Source organism: Acinetobacter sp. 742879 (genome assembly GCF_000588535.1).
GTDB lineage: Bacteria > Pseudomonadota > Gammaproteobacteria > Pseudomonadales > Moraxellaceae > Acinetobacter > Acinetobacter pittii.
The window spans coordinates 1-17,461 of record NZ_JFYC01000023.1 but is presented as its reverse complement, the minus strand read 5'-3'; the positions used below and the strand labels follow the sequence as shown (position 1 = coordinate 17,461).

The following is a 17,461-nucleotide window of genomic DNA, read 5'->3' as shown; positions in this document are numbered from 1 at the left end:
TGAGATGGAAGCTAAAAAATCATTACGCGTTTTGTTCTGCATGGGTATTAACCAAAACTTTTTTGACGCGGAACCTGCTGAAGCAAAAGCAGTTTGGGCAGCGTTTGGTGAAATGTGGAATGGCATTCATGACTTACCGGGCGTGCATGTTTTTGGAAACCTTGATGATGACCAAAGCATGGTTGGCTCGAGTGCAGGTTGGCCTTGGACAACTTATTTGCTTGCTGATGTTCCGGATATTGAAACCGTACATGCCGCTTGTAACTTGTTTAGAACGACCGTGGTGGGTGAAGGGCCATACAAACTTTGGAAATATTGCAAAGTTGAAGCTCGTGTTGGGCGTGAATTGATTATCCAACGTTAAGGCGATGGCAATGAATGACAAAGTGAATATGGCAGAAATCATAGAGCGGCTAGAACAGTTAGAAGCGCACAATGCTATCCGTAACTGCCTGAACCGTTATATGGAAATCTGTGACGAGCTTAATGCAAATACAGACCTTGACGAGCTGATGAATCTTTTTGATCAGGACTGTATTTGGGAAGGTATTGGCGAGAAATATGCCAAATCTTTTGGCCGTTATGATTCTTGGCAGTCGATTTACGACATGTTTAAAAGCTATACCCAAAAAGAATCTCACTTTGTTATGAATGCACACTTTGTAAATTCAGAACAAATTTATGTAAATCAAAATGATGCAAATGCTTCTTGGCTCATGTTGCAAACTTCAACCTTTAAAGATGGCCGTAGTCATCTGAATGCAGCAAAGCTCAATGTGAAGTTTCAAAAGCAAGCAGATGGAACATGGAAAATTAAACATTTCCAAACACAGAATATTTTCAGTCGTCCGGTATCGCATTGGCACAGTGAAGCTGAATTGCCGGTACCTTCCCAGGAATGACTCAGGACATATTTAAAAGGACTATTGATATGAACAGTATTATCCCAACGCATAACATTGGCATTGATTACGATGCTTTGGTTCAAAGTGACCGTGCTCATACTTCTCTTTATAAAGATGAACGCATTTTTGATGAAGAAATGGAAAAAATCTTTTATAGCACTTGGGTATGGGTTGCACATGCGAGTGAAATTCCGGAAGGTGGAAGCTATAAAACGATTAACATCGGTAAACAGCCTGTTGTGGCGGTGCGTGACCGTAAAAAGAAAGTCCATGTACTTTTAAACCGTTGCCGTCACCGTGCAGCAACCGTATGCGAACATAAAAAAGGAAAAACTAATAGTTTTGTATGCCCGTACCACGGTTGGAGTTATGCACTTGATGGCAGTTTACGTGGTGTGCCATCTCCGGAAAGTTACGGCGATTGTTTAGATAAGTCAGAATTACCGTTGGTGAGTCTACGTGTAGAAGAATATAACGGCATGATCTTCGCTTCATTTAAAGAAGATATTCAGCCTCTTGAAGAGTTCCTTGGACCTGCAAAAAAATGGATTGACCTGTTTATGAAACAGGGCGCGGGTTATCCAATTAAAGTGTTGGGTGAACACCGTTTCCGTTTCCCGGGTAACTGGAAAATCCAGCTTGAAAATACCACCGATGCATATCACTTCCCGTTGGTACATAAGTCATTCTTAAGTTCTGTCGATGAAAAAACAGAAGAACTCTTTAACTTTGAAAACCAACCGGGCTTTGTTGAAGACTTAGGTAATGGTCACAGTGTTATGGTGATGATTCCTGAACTGGTTGATCTAGACGAAGAGCTTATGGAGCGACCAATTCAAGAGCGCTTTGAAGACTTGGCTCAAGCTTTGCGCGACGAAGGCCATGAAGAGTTAGAAGTACGCCGTATTGTTCGTGCAGTCGGTGGTTCGGGCTTTAACTTAAATTTATTCCCGAATATTGCATGTTCAATGGCGTTCTTCCGTGTTTTACAGCCAATCTCAGTTGCTGAAACAGAAATTCATCACTCGGTGATTACGATGGATGGTGGCCCGCAAATTGCCAACCAATATCGCTTACGTTTGCATGAACATTTCCAAGGTCCATTTGGTTTTGGTACGCCAGATGACTCTGAGGCTTGGGAACGCGTACAACATGGTGCCAATGCTGGTAATGATTTATGGATCATGCTCAACCGTGGCTTACCGGGCGAAGTCAAAACTGAAGATGGCTTAAAAAGTGATGTCAGTGCTGAAACTGGTATGCGTGCAGCATATCAGCAGTGGAAAAAGATGATGACGGCTTAAGGAGAGAGCAATGAATATGAATCTGCAATTATTAAATGAAGTCACTGCTTTTATCTGGGCTGAAGCAGATATGTTAGACCACAGTGAATATCGTGAATGGCTTAATTTATGGAATGAAAAGGGTGTCTATATCATTCCAATTGACCCAAACCTCACTGACTACGAAAACAACTTAAATTATGCCTATGACGATAATCATATGCGTACTTTACGTGTACAGCGTCTTGAAAATGGTGAGGCAATTTCTACGGCACCAAAAGCGAATACGGTACGCAGTATTTCGCGAGTACGAGTCATTCAAGACCAAGATGATGAAATCGTTTTACGCTGTGCTCAAAACTTACGTGAATTCCGTAAAGAAAACCTCAAGCATTACACAGCTGATATTACCTACCATCTAACTCGTGATGCGGCTACAGGTTTTAAGATTAACCGTAAAATCATTAACTTGGTTAACTCAACCGATACCTTAGCTGGTATTAGCTACATTCTTTAGGAGCGGTAACATGAAACAGGTTGTTTTAGTGACAGGTGCTGCTTCTGGACTCGGTAATGTCATTGCTGAATATTTTGCGAGCCAAGGCGATCAAGTGATTTTGTCGGCAAGTACCCTTGAAAAAGCCGAAAATGCCAAGGCACAAAGTCAGTATGCCCAAAATATGTTTCCCTTGAAATTAGATATTTCAGTTGAGGCAGATTTTCATGCAGCAGTGCAATGGATTGAAGAGAAATTTTCTAAACTTGATGTGTTGATTAACAATGCCACCGTCACCCAGGCAACGCCAGTATTAGAAATTACCGCAGCTGATTTTGATTGGGTGACCCAAGTCAACCAACGCGGCACCTTTCAAGCTTGTCAAATTATTGGCCAATATATGGCTAAAAAAGGCTATGGACGCATCATTAATATGGCGTCGTTAGCAGGACAAAACGGTGGTACTGCAACAGGTGCACACTACGCGGCAACCAAAGGTGCGATTGTGACGTTAACCAAAATTTTTGCCAAAGAGTTTGCGGCAAAAGGGGTAACGGTCAATGCAGTTGCACCGGGACCAATGGAATCTCCAATCGTTCATAGCGTGGTGCCAGACGAAAAAATGGAACAGTTCATCCAAAATATTCCAGTTAAAGCCTTAGGAAGTATGCACTTTATTGCTGAAACTTGTGGGTTGCTTGCGAGTCCAAATGCGGGGTTTGTGACTGGTGCAACATGGGATATTAACGGTGGTTTATTCATGCGTTAAGCCAATAGGCTACGCATGAAAAGGGAGTTGAATCATGACTACACTTTATGATGTTGTCGTTAAAAATCGCCATGTGGAAGGTGGAAATATTGCAGTCATGGAATTTGAATCTGCAACTTCTACAACCTTGCCAAAAGTTGAAGCGGGTGCGCATATTGACGTGCACTTACCAAATGGCATGGTGCGCCAATATTCACTTTGCCAAAATCCAAATGAAGAAGGTAAGTTTCGTCTCGGAATTTTACGTGACCCTGAATCACGTGGTGGCTCAGTCTCGGCTTTTGATGAAATTAAAGATGGCATGCAAATTCAGGTCAGTGAGCCAAAAAATTTATTTCCACTTTTAAAAGCCAAACACAGTGTATTGATTGGCGGTGGAATCGGGATTACGCCGTTAATCACGATGGCCTATCAACTTGCACACGAAGGTGCATCGTTCGAGCTTCACTACTGCGGCGCTAGCCCTGAAAAATGTGCTTTTGTTGATGAAATTAAAAATGGTGAGTTAGCAAAACACACAACTTTTCATTTTAAATCGGAAGGTGCAAGCCACCGAGCATTTTTTGAATCTGCCATTAAAGATATTGATCCTGAAAGTCATATTTACACCTGTGGTCCAGTCGGTTTTATGGATTGGGTGATTAACCTCGCCACAACTCACGATTTTCCTGAACAGCAAATCCACAAAGAATATTTCCAAGTTGAAACTGATACTTCTGGAGATTCATTTGAGGTGGTGGCTGAGCGTAGTGGAAAAATCATTATGGTTGAAGCTGGCGAAACCATTTTGCAGGCTTTGGCGAAAGAAGGCATCGAGATTGAGATGTCTTGCGAACAAGGCGTATGCGGAACCTGCATGTGCGATGTAATTGAAGGTGAACCTGATCATCGAGATGTTTACTTTACTGACGAAGAAAAAGCCAGCAATGAGCAAATATTAGTGTGCTGTTCGCGTTCTAAAACACCGAGACTAGTTTTAGATATCTAATGCTCTCGCGATTTATATGGATGTAAGAGAAGGTTTAGGAGAAAGATGATGAATGTATTACAACAAATAGATGAGTTTACGGTCGATCCACTACAGTTCCGACGAGCATTAGGAAATTTTGCAACAGGCGTTACCATTGTTACTGCACAAAATGCACAAGGTGAGAAAGTCGGTGTAACTGCAAATAGTTTTAACTCGGTGTCACTCGACCCACCGCTTATTTTGTGGAGTATTGATAAAAAGTCTTCAAGTTTTTCGGTGTTTGAACAAGCCACACATTTTGCTGTCAATATTTTATCAGGCACTCAAATTGAGCTGTCTAATAAGTTTTCGAGACGTAATATTGATAAATTTGCAGACACCAATTTTCAACTTGGTGCAGGAAGCGCACCAACCTTAGAAAATTGTTCTGCTGTGTTTGAGTGCGAACGCTATCAAGTGATTGAAGGTGGTGACCACTGGATTATTGTTGGTAAAGTGGTTCGTTTTCATGACCAAGGCCGAAGCCCGCTGGTTTACCATCAAGGTGCATATTCTTGTGTCATGCCGCATCCGAGCCTTCAAGTTAAGCAAACTGAACAGAACGGCGTAGACCAAACACATTATGGACACTTATATAATAATGTCTGCTATTTGATGAGCCGTGCTTTTAAAGCCTATCAAACCGACTATATTCCTAAGCAAATGGCTTCGGGTTTCCGTACCAGTGAATCACGTCTTTTGCTCGTTTTGGCAAGTGGAACTGCTTCAAGTAAAGAAGATTTACCGCGTGATATAGCTATGCCAATGCAAGAAGTGGAAAGATCGGCTGAAATCTTAAAATTTGAAGGGTTATTGGTTGATCATGATAATTTATACGCACTGACGGAAAAGGGTAAACAAACAGCGCAGTATTTATTTGATATTGCTGATAGCCACCAAAATGAGGTGTTTAAAAAGTATTCTGAGGAGCAAAAGGATATTTTTATTACCATGCTGCGAGATTTTGCAGGAGTAGCATAAGTCCCATTAAGCTGATAAATTGAATTGATTTATCAGCTTCTTTACATCTAGCTGACTATCATCAAAACAATTCCAAGGATAAGGAATTTTTGGCACACAATTTGTTTATCAATAAAACAAGATTGCAAATAAGCCAAGACAGTGCACCACCACAAACGCAAAATTTTGAGCGGTGGCACATGTATAGAGAGGTAAGGGATGAACCAATATGTAAGCGATGCATTACTCACATGGACGCACCATATTAAAAGTGTGTGCGGCAATTTTGAAACCGATTTTGACGGAACCCGTAATTTATTCATTGGTGAAGTTCAGTGCTTTTTATTGGGCGATACTGAAATTGCTTTTATTAAAAACAATGCCAATAAAATTGTCCGAAAAGCCGATGAAATTGATCGAGTGAATAATCGTTTTTGTTTTTTGATTTTGCAGTATTCGGGAAAAATGCTGCTTGAGTATAAAAATGAGACTCTCAGCCTAAATGAAGGCGATATTGTGTTGGTGGACCCGGTCGAAACCATTTCGATGTACCCGCAAGGCTTAGTGAGCCAGATTTCCGTACACCTGTCGCGTGAAAAATTACTGAAAGAAAACATTAGTACTGAATATTTTGGAAAACTGATTACGCAAAATATGAGTGGTTTTTTACTCAAGAATATTTTGAAAAACATGTCTGCTGAAAACATCAAACTTTGGTATGCAACCGAAGACGGTAATGCTTTTGAAGATGCGTTAATTGCTCTAATTAAACCTACAATCAATTATAAAAATATTAATAGTTCAAATAACCTGATGGAAAAAGCCGAGCGTTTTATTATTGAGAACTTAGCAAAACCAGATTTAACCCCTAAATTAATTGCAGAGCATATTGGAGTATCACTACGACATCTCTACCGTTTATTCCTTCAAGAAAATTTATCTATTAACAAATACATACAGCTCAAACGCCTAGAAAAAGTCAAAGCGGATTTGCTTGATAAAAAGAACAGACAAAGCTCGATTACCCAAATTGCCTTGAAGTGGGGTTTCTGGGACGGTGCTCATTTTTCAAAGATCTTTAAAAAGGCCTATGGTATCTCCCCTAAAGAATTTAGAGAGGGTATGCCGGTTTAAATATTTCTTCTTTTAATGTCATTTTTAGACAAGTTCGACGTCATTCTTGAACAAGCTAGCCCTATGTAACTGTGTTGAAATTAAATTCATTAAAGCAGGTTAGATAAGCTTAATAACCATAAAACTATTAAGTTGGTCTAATGAATTTCACTCACAGGAAAGTGCATTTTAACTGTCTGATTCAGATAGTTCAGGGATAGATGAAAAGGATGAAACCAATGCGTAAACAACGATTATTGAATGACATACAAAAAATACTGACACTTAACTTATCAATCGCTGCAAGCTTTTGGGGACTCAATACTCAAGCGTTTGCTCATGGTGGAAAGGCCGAAATGGTCTCACTTTATCAAAATATGAGTGAGCAAGGTGCTAAAGTTGTCAAAGACGATTTTACCAATACTTATATGATCACCAAAGGTTCTATGGTGGTTCGGGCCAAACCCAATTCAGATCAGGTTTTGATAAATGGTAAACCTTTTAAACTCAGTGTCCCTTTATTAGTCAAAGATGGTAAACCTGTTATTGGAAAAGATTTTTTTAATGAAGTTTTCCAGTCTGGGTTAGATCAAACTTTCAAAATTGAAAATACGTTTCATCCTCTTAATAGCTTAAATTCTGACGAAATCAAAAAGACATTTGATGCGATTAACCACTCGAAATACGCCTATAAAAATATGCGTTTTGCTGAGTTAAAGCTTAAAGAACCTGAAAAAGCAAAAGTTTGGGACTACTTCATCAATCACAAAGAATATACAGACGCTCGAATTGCATCTTTCATTTTGTTAAAAGGTAACCAAGCGATTGAAGGTGAAGTTAATCTTAATACTCAACAAGTCACAAAATGGAATGTACTTAAAAACACTCATGGAATGGTGCTTCTAGATAATTTTGAAGCAGTACAGCGTGTAATTGAGACAAGTAAAGAATATCAGGAAGCTTTACGGAAACGCGGTATTACCGATGTGAAGAAAGTGATTGCTACTCCACTAACTGTTGGATATTTTGGCGGTAAAGATGGTCTGGATAAACAACTTAATATATTAAAAGTCGTTGCTTACCTAGATGTAGGAGATGGTAACTACTGGGCGCATCCTATTGAAAATCTAGTTGCTGTAGTTGATTTAGATAAAGAAAAAATTATTAAGATTGAAGAAGGTGCAATCATTCCTGTACCAATGGCAAATCGACCTTATATGTCGAATAAGCCAGTACCAAATAAGCTAAAACCGCTCACTATTACTGAACCTGAGGGCAAAAACTTTAGCATTACCGGTCAAACTATACATTGGGGGAATTGGTGTTTGCATGTGGCATTAGATTCTCGTGTTGGCTTACAGCTTTCAACGGTGACCTATAAAGATAAAGGCGTTAAGCGTAAAGTTATGTATGAAGGTAACCTTGGTGGAATGGTAGTTCCATATGGTGACCCTGATATTGGTTGGTACTTCAAATCTTATTTAGACTCGGGCGAATATGGTATGGGAACACTTACCTCATCTATTCTTCCGGGAACTGATGCACCAGAAAATGCTGTTTTACTTGATGCTGTGATTGCAGACTACAAAGGCCAGCCACAAGTAATTCCAAATGCCATTGCTGTATTTGAACGTTATGCAGGACCTGAATATAAACATCACGAAATTTTTGGCAATCAAGATGCCAGTGAAGCCCGCCGTGAACTTGTCATCCGCTGGATTAGTACGGTTGGAAACTACGATTATATGTTTGACTGGGTATTTGCCCAAAATGGTGTAATTGGAATTAATGCAGGTGCTACAGGTATTGAAGCTGTTAAAGGTGTTAAATCACGTACTATGCATGACAGTACCGCTAAAGAAGACACCAAATATGGCACTTTAATTGACCATAATATTGTGGGTACAACGCATCAGCACATCTATAACTTCCGCTTAGACATGGATGTAGATGGGGAAAACAACAGCTTTATGCATATGGACCCAGTGGTGAAAGCCAATGACAAAGGCGGTGTTCGTACAAGTTCAATGCAAATTGATAGTAAAGTCATTACGAATGAGCAAAATGCGGCTGAAAAATTTGACCCATCTACGATTCGCTTACTCACGAATTTCAATAAGGAAAATAAATTAGGTAATCCAGTTTCTTATCAACTCATTCCTTTTGCAGGTGGAACACACCCTGTGGCAAAAGGAGCCAATTTTTCTAAAGATGAATGGTTATTTAAACGTTTGAACTTTATGGATAAGCAAATTTGGGTGACTCAGTACAATCCAGACGAACGCTATCCTGAAGGGAAATATTCAAATCGTTCGACTCATGACACAGGGTTAGGACAGTTCATTGGCAACAATGAGAATATTGAAAATAAAGATCTTGTGGTGTGGATGACAACAGGCACCACCCATGTGGCACGTGCTGAAGAATGGCCAATTATGCCAACAGAATGGGTAAATACGCTCATCAAACCTTGGAACTTCTTTGACAGCACCCCGACTTTAAACTTGGGTGAAGAAGAGCAAAACACACAGCACGACCATTAATAAAAATGTGAATAAGCCAGAATGGGTAACGAATAGGTTACCCATACCTGAGCACGGTTAGACCGTTCACAAAAAAGGAATTTCTCAATGAAAAATTTATTTTCTCGGGTTATGAGAGGGACTCTCTTTGTCTCATTTTTTTCAACTGTGCATGCTGGTGAGCTTGAAATTAAGCCAACTTTTGAAGCAACTTTTGGGGCTTTTAGTAGCGGTAAAAGCTATAACGGTGAAAACCTAGATGATGAAAGAATCAATTGGCAAGAAGGTCATCTTAAATATGGTGCAAAAGGACAATACACCTTCAAAAACAATCAGCTCTATGCAAGCTTGAGCGGTATTAGCTCGGCAACATTTGGTGATGGAGACGCAGGCCAAAATAGTAATGGCAAAGAACGTAAAACAGATGTGAATGAATGGATCATTGGTTTTAAAGACGGTACCAATAAAGATGAGTTGATGACTTATGATTTAAGTATTGGTCGACAAAATATCATGATTGGTGATGGGTTCTTTATTGCGGGTGATGCGTTAAACCTAGGAAAAGTGCCTGCGGACGGCACACTAGATCGGGGCGGAGCATATTATCTGGCAGCTCGTCGAAGCTTTGATTTTACAAGTTTGCTTCAATACAAACCGCAAGAGAATACAACGCTAAAGCTGGCTTATTTAAAATCGGACAATAAAGCACAATTTTCCCCAGAACTCTTTGTGACTGATCTGATGTATCAGCTTAAAGATAAGGGTGTTGGGTTCACTTACTTAAATGTATTGGATCTTGAAGATACTGAACAGGTTTCAGGGCGCGAAGATCTTAAAAATTATGCTTTACGTTTAAATTATCAACCTTTGCCAGAGTTACAAGTTAGAACTGAGTTTGTAGTTCAAGATAAAAAAGATGGCCACGAAAATGCTGGCTACTTAGCGCTGAACTATAACTTTTTATCTTCAAAATATACGCCTTCATTAGGCTACCGCTTTAGCCATTTTTCAGACCAATACGACACCATGTTTTATGGAAATACAGTTGGGTTTGGTACATGGTTTCAGGGCGAAGTTGCCGGAAACTATGCTGGTCCATTTAATAAAAATGCAGATATTCATCAAGTCTCTTACATGATGAACTTGAAAGAAAATTTTATGGTGGGTGCTTTGGCCTATAAGTTCAAAACAGTAAATAAGTCTTTAACCAATGTGGATGGACATGAGCTGGATGTATTTTCGGTCTGGTCGGTTAATAAAAAATTCAACGTTATTCCTTTAGTGGGACTCTATAAACCAAAATACGATATCCATAGTGGTGGTACTCAAAACTACGATGACAAGACCAATGTATATGCGCAGTTGATTCTGCAATACATCTATTAAATTAGAGCGAAGGAGATCGTGTTTATTGGCGGTACATTCATAGAAATAAAATTAGGATGAAATCAGATGAATCAACAATATGACTATATCGTGATTGGTGCTGGCTCAGCAGGTTGTGTGGTTGCAGCACGACTATTAGAAGCCAAGGCAGGGCGCGTTCTTGTTTTAGAGGCGGGAAGCCGAGATAGCAGTATGTTTCATACTATACCTGCGACGGTAGTTAAAGTATTCCAGCAAAAATCATGGCAATACATGACTGTTCCGCAGAAATATTGTAATCATCGTGAAATGATCCTTGCACAAGGAAAAGTGTTGGGAGGTGGAAGCTCGGTTAATGGCATGATCTATTGCCGAGGCCAACGCCAAGATTATGATTTATGGGCATCGGAATGGGGATGCAATCAGTGGTCTTATCAACATGTACTGCCTTTTTTTAAGAAAGCAGAAAAAAATGAAAGTCTTGCTGATGAATATCACGGACAAGATGGCATTTTACCTGTCAGTGAAAACCGTTATCGCCATCCTTTAACGCTTGCTTGTATTAAAGCAGGTCAACAAATGGGGATGAATTATGTCAATGATATTAATGGTTGGCATCAGGCGGGTGTAGGATTTTATCAAACTACTACTCAAAACGGTTCTCGGGCGAGTACCTCAAAAACTTATTTAAAGTCAGTCGAAAACCACCCAGATCTTACGGTCATTACGGATGCCTTAGTACATAAAATTGAAACTCAAGGAGATCAGGTTACTGGGGTTACTTACAGTGTTGGCGGAAAATCACCGATTACGGTACAGGCTCAAAAAGAAGTCATTCTGAGCGCTGGTGCAATTGGCAGTCCTAAGGTTTTATTACTTTCGGGAATTGGCCCAAAACAGCATTTAGATGAGCTCGGCATTGAATGTATTCGTGACTTACCTGTAGGTGACAATTTTCACGACCATTTGCATATGTCGGTCAATGCAACAGTAACAACCAATAACAGCCTGCTCGGTGAAGACCAAGGTTTAACCGCTGTACGACACTTTTTACAATGGTGTTTTACACGTTCAGGATTGCTAACCACCAATATTCTAGAAGGTGGTGGTTTTATTGACACAAACAACAATGGTCGACCTGATGTCCAATTTCATTTTTTACCTGTGCTGGATAATTTCGATAATACCCCCGGTGAAAAAGCAGCGGCTCAGGCACATGGCCTTACCATTAAAGTCGGACATGTACAGCCAAAAGCACGTGGGACTTTACGATTAAGCAGTAAAGATCCAAAAGATTTGCCTGTCATTGACCCTAATTATTTAGGCCATCAAGAAGATATTGACGCAAATATCCGTGCAGTACAGGCCGGACTTCGCCTATTACAACAACCAGCATTGAAAGCGATTGTCAAAGAAGTCGTTGAGCCTGCAAATATCGATCCTGATGATATTGAAGCGATTGATAAATGGATGCGTCAGAACATTAAAACGGTTTATCACCCCGCAGGTAGCTGCAAAATGGGCAATGCTCCGCAAGATTCGGTCACAGATCAGACACTTAAAGTACATGGTTTTAAAAACTTACGTGTGGTGGATTGTTCTATTTGCCCACAAGTTCCAAGTGGTAATACCAATGCAATTGCCATCATGATTGGTGAGCACGGTGCAGACTTTATTTTGAATCAGGTCGCGTAGTTGCTTTCATAACAAAAGTTTAGAAATGAAAAGAGGAAAAGAAAATGAGTGGAGTTCAGATTTTAGAAAGCGTACAGCAATTTATGGCACGTCAACATGGACATTTTATTAATGGAAAATTGGTTGCTGCCGAGCTTTTAGATAAAGTGGATATTGTAAATCCGTCGACTGAACAAGTGGTTGCTCAAATTAGTGTTGGTAGTCAACACGATGTCGAAAATGCGGTGAAAAGTGCTGAACATGCTTTTCAAAATGCTTGGGCTGAAACTACGCCGTATGAACGTGGCGTTAAACTGAATAAACTTGCAGATTTAATTGAGCAATATGGTGAAGAACTTGCACAGCTCGAATCGTTATCTACTGGAAAACTTATCAATATTTCAAGACACCTTGAAGTCGCACAATCTGTTATTTTCTTAAGATATTTTGCGGGTTGGGCAACTAAAATTAATGGTCAAACTATGCAACCCTCTATTCCTTCTATGCAAGGTGAGAAATATACAGCCTTTACTTTAAGACAACCGATTGGTGTGGTTGCAGGGATTGTGCCTTGGAATTTTTCACTCATGATTGGTGTTTGGAAAATCGGTTCAGCTTTAACAACGGGTTGTACCATTGTGCTTAAACCTAGTGAATTTGCCAGCTTATCTTTATTACGTTTAGCTGAACTTGCCATTGAAGCAGGTATTCCAGCTGGTGTAATTAATGTAGTGACAGGTAAGGGGGAGACGGGACAATATTTAATTGAGTCGCCGCTCGTTAAGAAAGTCTCGTTTACAGGTTCAGTACCAACAGGCATTGCGATTGGTAAGCTCGCGATGAGCAGTGATTTAACCCGTGTAAGTCTGGAGCTGGGTGGTAAAAATGCCATAGCCATCTTGGCTGATGCAAATATCGATGAGATATTACCGACTTTGCTACAAGCAACTTTTGTACATCAAGGCCAAGTTTGCGCATCCCCAGAGCGTTTTTTTGTACACCATACAAAACATGATGAACTTGTCGAGAAACTCTCGAAAGCACTTTCTAGTTTCAAAATTGGATCGGCTATGGATGAAGGAAGTATGTTTGGTCCGCTCTCTAATCAGCCACATTTTCATAAAGTAAAACATTATTTAGATATGGCAAAAGCCAACAGCCAGATTATTGCTGGTGGTGAGGCTCTAGATCAGACAGGATATTTTGTACAGCCGACTTTGATTTCCTTCAAAAATACGGATGATCCTTTATTTTCAGAGGAAACTTTTGGTCCGGTGGTCGGGATAATGCCATTCGAAACTGATGAAGAACTCGTTCAACTGATGAACCAGTCGCGCTTTGGTTTAACCGCAAGTATCTGGACAAATGATTTGTCTAAAGCTTTACGTTTAATTCCTAAAATTGAAGCAGGCACCTTATGGGTGAACATGCATACGTTCTTAGACCCCTCGGTTCCATTTGGTGGGGTGAAAGCTTCGGGAATTGGTAGAGAGTTTTCAGATGCATTTATTGAAGATTACACCGAATTAAAATCGGTGATGATTCGGTATTAAGTTCAAAGATTCTACGAGATATAAAAAAATGGCCTCTATAGGCCATTTTTTGAATCATTAAATTAACCTAATAAAAAATCCTTTAGGATTTTATTAAAAGCTTCTGGTTGCTCGACATTAGAAATATGAGAGGCATCTATTTCTGCAAGTTTTGATTGTGGAATGCGTTGCTGCATAAACTCACCATCTGCAACGGTTGTTACAGGGTCTTGAGTTCCAGCAACCACCAATACAGGAATTTTGATATCTTTTAATTGCTCACGGACATCCGCTTTAGCCAAAGCCTCACAACAATTGGCATAACCCATTGCGCTGCCAGCACTTAAGTCGTTACACAGGTTGTTGACAATTGAAGCATGACTTTGGATAAAGGGATCTGTAAACCATCGCGAAGCTGCTGTAGCTGCGATCGGTTGTAAACCTTGCTCACGTACTAATTTTGCACGGTCAAGCCATGCCTGTTCTTGTCCAATTTTAGCGGCAGTATTTGCAACAACTACATGACTAAAACGGTTAGGGTAGTGAATCGCAAGCCATTGACCTGTTAAACCACCCATGGAAATACCACAAAAAGCAGCTTTGCTAATATTCAAATGATCCAGTAAATGGACAACATCTACACCTAATTGCTCTACAGTGTATGGACCATTAGGTGTAGAGGATGAACCGTGGCCACGAGTGTCATAGCAGATCACAAAGAATTGATCTTTTAATTCATTAAACTGTTTTTGCCACATACCATAATTGGTGCCCAAAGAATTGGAAAACACCAGAGCAGGGGAAGATGGCTCGCCAAAAGTTTGATAGTTAATTTGTGCATCGGCAGATTGAAAAGATGGCATTTGTTACTCCTTAAAGTGCTTCAACACGTTCAATAATCAAAGCAATGCCTTGGCCCACACCAATACACATTGAACATAAGGCATAACGACTACCTGTTTGTTCAAGCTGGTTTAAGGCTGTGGTCACAAGACGTGCACCTGACGCACCAAGTGGATGACCCAAAGCAATTGCGCCACCGTTTGGATTTACCTTGTCAGAATCATCTGGTAAACCTAAATCACGGGTCACTGCTAAAGCCTGTGCAGCAAAGGCTTCATTGAGCTCAATCACATCCATCTGATCTAAAGTCAGATTAGCTTGTTTAAGTAATTTTTTAATCGCTGGTGCCGGAGCAAAACCCATAATGCGTGGTTCTACACCCACTGCTGTTGAAGCAATAATCTTGGCACGCGGTTTTAGGTTATAAGCCTGAACCGCTTCGTCAGATGCAATCAGTAGAGCTGCTGCACCATCATTAATACCTGAAGCATTGCCTGCTGTTACTGTGCCATCTGCTTTAACCACAGGTTTAAGTTTGCTTAAACCTTCAAGTGTGGTCGATGCACGTGGATGTTCATCAGTATCAATCACAACAGCATCCCCCTTACGCTGAGGGATTTCAACTGCCACGATTTCTTTAGAAAAAAAGCCTTTGGCTTGCGCGCTTGCGGGGCGTTGTTGGCTCACCAAGGCAAACTGGTCCTGATCTGCACGATTCACATTAAACTGTTCAGCCACGTTTTCGGCAGTCTGGGGCATGGTGTCTACACCATACAATTCTTTAAGTTTTGGGTTAATGAAGCGCCAACCCATGGTAGTGTCTTCAATCTTCTGGCTACGGCCAAAGGCACTGTCTGACTTACTCATCACATAAGGTGCACGGCTCATACTTTCCACACCACCTGCAATCACCAAATTCGCTTCACCTGCTTTAATGGCGCGGGCAGCAATGGCAATGGCATCGAGTGATGAACCACACAAACGGTTAATGGTGGTTGCTGGCACCTGATATGGTAAACCTGCAAGAAGTGCTGACATACGACCGACATTACGGTTATCTTCACCGGCTTGGTTGGCACAGCCGTAGATCACATCATCGACCTGTGCCCAATCTACACTTGGGTTACGCTGCATGAGGGCTTTAATCGGCACAGCGCCAAGGTCATCGGCACGGACAGGTGCAAGGCCACCGGCATAACGGCCAAATGGGGTACGGATGGCATCGATGATATAAGCGTTTTTCATTCTAACTTTTGTCCTTTACTTTAGGCCTTTTTAGCCATTCTCCGTAAGTATTTCGCGGTAGCGACATGGATGTCGCCTAGTTGCTCAGCACAACAGGGATGTTGTGTCTGAGTAACAAAGGTTTTTGGTTACTTTTTTAAAAAAGTGACATGAATTAGCTGGTGGCATCTGGTTTAAACAGATAAGACTCCGTTGTGATGATTTATAAATTTTCATATCAATGGATAACATCACGGCTGTAATTTACTGTGATATCCCTAGGTCTTTTGCTTAAGTGATACCTTACTTTTGAAAGGACAAAAGTAACAAAAACCTTTGTTGAACAGAGGAGGCTTCCTTGCCTCCCTGTCCAACGGGCGACATCCATGTTGCCTCTCACGATAGTTACTGCTGTTTAAATTTTAATCTTGAGTCGCATCAATCAGAGTTGCACCAGTTAAAGCCTGTAGCTCATCAAAGCTAAGACCCTCAACTTTCTCGATCACCTTTAAACCATCTTTAGTCACGTCAATCACACATAGGTCGGTGTAAATACGGTCAACGCATTTTTTACCTGTTACTGGATAGCTCAGCTCAGCCACAATCTTCGGCTCACCTTGCTTGGTCACATGATCTGTGGTGATAAATACTTTCTTGGCACCAACCGCTAAATCCATCGCACCACCTACAGCAGGAATCGCATCGGGTGCACCCGTGTGCCAGTTCGCCAAGTCGCCATTCGCAGCAACCTGAAATGCACCAAGTACCGCAATATCAAGGTGACCACCACGCATCATCGCAAACGAGTCGCCATGGTGGAAAAAGCTACCACCTTCAAGCATGGTCACAAACTCTTTACCCGCATTAATCAGTTCTGGGTCTTCTTCACCTGCCGCCGGTGGCGGGCCAAAAGCCAACAGGCCATTTTCAGAATGAAGAAAAATATCTTTATCGTTAGGTAAGTAGCTGGCAATCTTGGTTGGTAAACCAATGCCTAGGTTCACATAGGCGCCATCTGGAATATCTTGCGCCACACGTTTTGCAATCTGGTCACGGCTGAGTTTCTGGTAGCTCATGTTATTTCTCCTTATTGCTTACTGTGCTGGCGCTACTTGTACAACGTGCTGTACAAAAATACCTGGGGTGATGATGTGTTCCGGGTCTAATCCACCGAGTTCAACCACTTCAGAAACCTGAGCAATGGTGACATCAGCAGCCATGGCCATGATTGGGCCAAAGTTACGTGCAGATTTACGGTAAACCAGATTGCCCCAGCGGTCGCCCTTGTAAGCTTTAATCAGGGCAAAGTCAGCTTTAATCGGATACTCAAGCACATAGTCTTTACCATCAATTTCGCGGGTTTCTTTGCCTTCGGCTAAAAGTGTTCCAAAGCCTGTTGGGGTAAATACAGCGCCTAGGCCCATACCTGCTGCCTGAATACGACACGCCAGATTACCTTGTGGTACGACTTCAAGCTCGACCTTTCCAGCACGGTACAGTTCATCAAACACATAAGAGTCTGACTGACGCGGGAAAGAACAGATGACTTTTTTAACCGAACCGGCTTTAAGCAGTTTCGCCAGACCATAATCGCCATTACCGGCGTTATTACTAACAATAGTTAAATCTTTAACACCGAGTTCAATAAGACCATCAATGAGTTCAGCGGGTTGTCCTGCGGTACCGAAACCACCAATCAGAATGGTTGCACCATCTTTAATCTGCGATAGAACCTCGCTTAGTGAGGACTTACTTTTGTCAATCAT

16 protein-coding genes are annotated in these 17,461 nt (G+C 41.1%); 12 read left to right on the top strand and 4 right to left on the bottom strand.

The window, feature by feature from the left end:
* Positions 1-4 precede the first annotated feature (4 nt).
* The 12 genes from J690_RS22080 to J690_RS22025 all read left to right on the top strand — a co-directional run bounded on the left by J690_RS22080 (position 5) and on the right by J690_RS22025 (position 13,649).
* Entirely contained in the window at positions 5-364 is a 360-nt protein-coding gene (locus J690_RS22080; protein WP_032038484.1) for a hypothetical protein, read from the top strand.
* 4 nt (positions 365-368) lie between these two features.
* The gene (locus tag J690_RS22075) at positions 369-902 is read left to right on the top strand and encodes a nuclear transport factor 2 family protein (RefSeq protein ID WP_081405290.1); all 534 of its coding nucleotides are present in this window, start codon (positions 369-371) and stop codon (positions 900-902) included.
* A 29-nt stretch (positions 903-931) separates the two neighbouring features.
* Positions 932-2,209, top strand: a complete 1,278-nt coding sequence (locus J690_RS22070) for an aromatic ring-hydroxylating oxygenase subunit alpha (RefSeq protein ID WP_005074154.1) — start codon at positions 932-934, stop codon at positions 2,207-2,209.
* A gap of 10 nt (positions 2,210-2,219) precedes the next feature.
* Complete coding sequence (locus J690_RS22065) at positions 2,220-2,705, top strand: aromatic-ring-hydroxylating dioxygenase subunit beta (RefSeq protein WP_002120925.1); 486 nt, start codon at positions 2,220-2,222, stop codon at positions 2,703-2,705.
* A gap of 10 nt (positions 2,706-2,715) precedes the next feature.
* Positions 2,716-3,453, top strand: coding sequence for an SDR family NAD(P)-dependent oxidoreductase (locus J690_RS22060; protein ID WP_032038479.1), 738 nt, complete (start codon positions 2,716-2,718; stop codon positions 3,451-3,453).
* Between the two features lie 34 nt (positions 3,454-3,487).
* Positions 3,488-4,441 (top strand): PDR/VanB family oxidoreductase, encoded by a 954-nt coding sequence (locus tag J690_RS22055; RefSeq protein WP_032038476.1) that lies wholly within the window; start codon positions 3,488-3,490, stop codon positions 4,439-4,441.
* Positions 4,442-4,486: 45 nt separating this feature from the next.
* Positions 4,487-5,443 (top strand): p-hydroxyphenylacetate 3-hydroxylase reductase component, encoded by a 957-nt coding sequence (locus tag J690_RS22050; protein ID WP_081405289.1) that lies wholly within the window; start codon positions 4,487-4,489, stop codon positions 5,441-5,443.
* A gap of 198 nt (positions 5,444-5,641) precedes the next feature.
* Positions 5,642-6,556, top strand: coding sequence for a transcriptional regulator FeaR (gene feaR / locus J690_RS22045; protein ID WP_032038472.1), 915 nt, complete (start codon positions 5,642-5,644; stop codon positions 6,554-6,556).
* Positions 6,557-6,765: 209 nt separating this feature from the next.
* Complete coding sequence (gene tynA / locus J690_RS22040; RefSeq protein WP_081405288.1) at positions 6,766-9,078, top strand: primary-amine oxidase; 2,313 nt, start codon at positions 6,766-6,768, stop codon at positions 9,076-9,078.
* Between the two features lie 147 nt (positions 9,079-9,225).
* Entirely contained in the window at positions 9,226-10,443 is a 1,218-nt protein-coding gene (locus J690_RS22035) for a hypothetical protein (RefSeq protein WP_078221450.1), read from the top strand.
* Positions 10,444-10,509: 66 nt separating this feature from the next.
* Entirely contained in the window at positions 10,510-12,117 is a 1,608-nt protein-coding gene (locus tag J690_RS22030) for a GMC family oxidoreductase (protein WP_032038469.1), read from the top strand.
* A gap of 44 nt (positions 12,118-12,161) precedes the next feature.
* Complete coding sequence (locus tag J690_RS22025; protein WP_032038467.1) at positions 12,162-13,649, top strand: NAD-dependent phenylacetaldehyde dehydrogenase; 1,488 nt, start codon at positions 12,162-12,164, stop codon at positions 13,647-13,649.
* A 62-nt stretch (positions 13,650-13,711) separates the two neighbouring features.
* Here J690_RS22025 and pcaD read toward each other — a convergent pair whose 3' ends face one another.
* From pcaD to J690_RS22005, 4 genes are all read right to left on the bottom strand, one after another.
* Complete coding sequence (gene pcaD, locus J690_RS22020) at positions 13,712-14,491, bottom strand: 3-oxoadipate enol-lactonase (RefSeq protein WP_032038466.1); 780 nt, start codon at positions 14,489-14,491, stop codon at positions 13,712-13,714.
* Positions 14,492-14,501: 10 nt separating this feature from the next.
* The gene (pcaF, locus tag J690_RS22015) at positions 14,502-15,716 is read right to left on the bottom strand and encodes a 3-oxoadipyl-CoA thiolase (protein WP_032038464.1); all 1,215 of its coding nucleotides are present in this window, start codon (positions 15,714-15,716) and stop codon (positions 14,502-14,504) included.
* A gap of 401 nt (positions 15,717-16,117) precedes the next feature.
* On the bottom strand, positions 16,118-16,771 hold the full coding sequence (locus J690_RS22010) for a 3-oxoacid CoA-transferase subunit B (RefSeq protein WP_032038462.1): 654 nt from the start codon (positions 16,769-16,771) through the stop codon (positions 16,118-16,120).
* Positions 16,772-16,789: 18 nt separating this feature from the next.
* On the bottom strand, positions 16,790-17,461 hold the full coding sequence (locus tag J690_RS22005; protein WP_017386040.1) for a 3-oxoacid CoA-transferase subunit A: 672 nt from the start codon (positions 17,459-17,461) through the stop codon (positions 16,790-16,792).

Bases quoted from the DNA above. Each gene is read 5' to 3' on its own strand.
- J690_RS22080 (WP_032038484.1), top strand. From the start codon at position 5: ATGGAAGCTAAAAAATCATTACGCGTTTTGTTCTGCATGGGTATTAAC.
- J690_RS22055 (WP_032038476.1), top strand. From the start codon at position 3,488: ATGACTACACTTTATGATGTTGTCGTTAAAAATCGCCATGTGGAAGGT.
- J690_RS22060 (WP_032038479.1), top strand. From the start codon at position 2,716: ATGAAACAGGTTGTTTTAGTGACAGGTGCTGCTTCTGGACTCGGTAAT.
- J690_RS22050 (WP_081405289.1), top strand. From the start codon at position 4,487: ATGATGAATGTATTACAACAAATAGATGAGTTTACGGTCGATCCACTA.
- pcaF (WP_032038464.1), bottom strand. From the start codon at position 15,716: ATGAAAAACGCTTATATCATCGATGCCATCCGTACCCCATTTGGCCGT.
- tynA (WP_081405288.1), top strand. From the start codon at position 6,766: ATGAAACCAATGCGTAAACAACGATTATTGAATGACATACAAAAAATA.
- pcaD (WP_032038466.1), bottom strand. From the start codon at position 14,491: ATGCCATCTTTTCAATCTGCCGATGCACAAATTAACTATCAAACTTTT.
- J690_RS22025 (WP_032038467.1), top strand. From the start codon at position 12,162: ATGAGTGGAGTTCAGATTTTAGAAAGCGTACAGCAATTTATGGCACGT.
- J690_RS22065 (WP_002120925.1), top strand. From the start codon at position 2,220: ATGAATATGAATCTGCAATTATTAAATGAAGTCACTGCTTTTATCTGG.
- J690_RS22005 (WP_017386040.1), bottom strand. From the start codon at position 17,461: ATGATTGACAAAAGTAAGTCCTCACTAAGCGAGGTTCTATCGCAGATT.
- J690_RS22070 (WP_005074154.1), top strand. From the start codon at position 932: ATGAACAGTATTATCCCAACGCATAACATTGGCATTGATTACGATGCT.
- feaR (WP_032038472.1), top strand. From the start codon at position 5,642: ATGAACCAATATGTAAGCGATGCATTACTCACATGGACGCACCATATT.
- J690_RS22030 (WP_032038469.1), top strand. From the start codon at position 10,510: ATGAATCAACAATATGACTATATCGTGATTGGTGCTGGCTCAGCAGGT.
- J690_RS22010 (WP_032038462.1), bottom strand. From the start codon at position 16,771: ATGAGCTACCAGAAACTCAGCCGTGACCAGATTGCAAAACGTGTGGCG.
- J690_RS22075 (WP_081405290.1), top strand. From the start codon at position 369: ATGGCAATGAATGACAAAGTGAATATGGCAGAAATCATAGAGCGGCTA.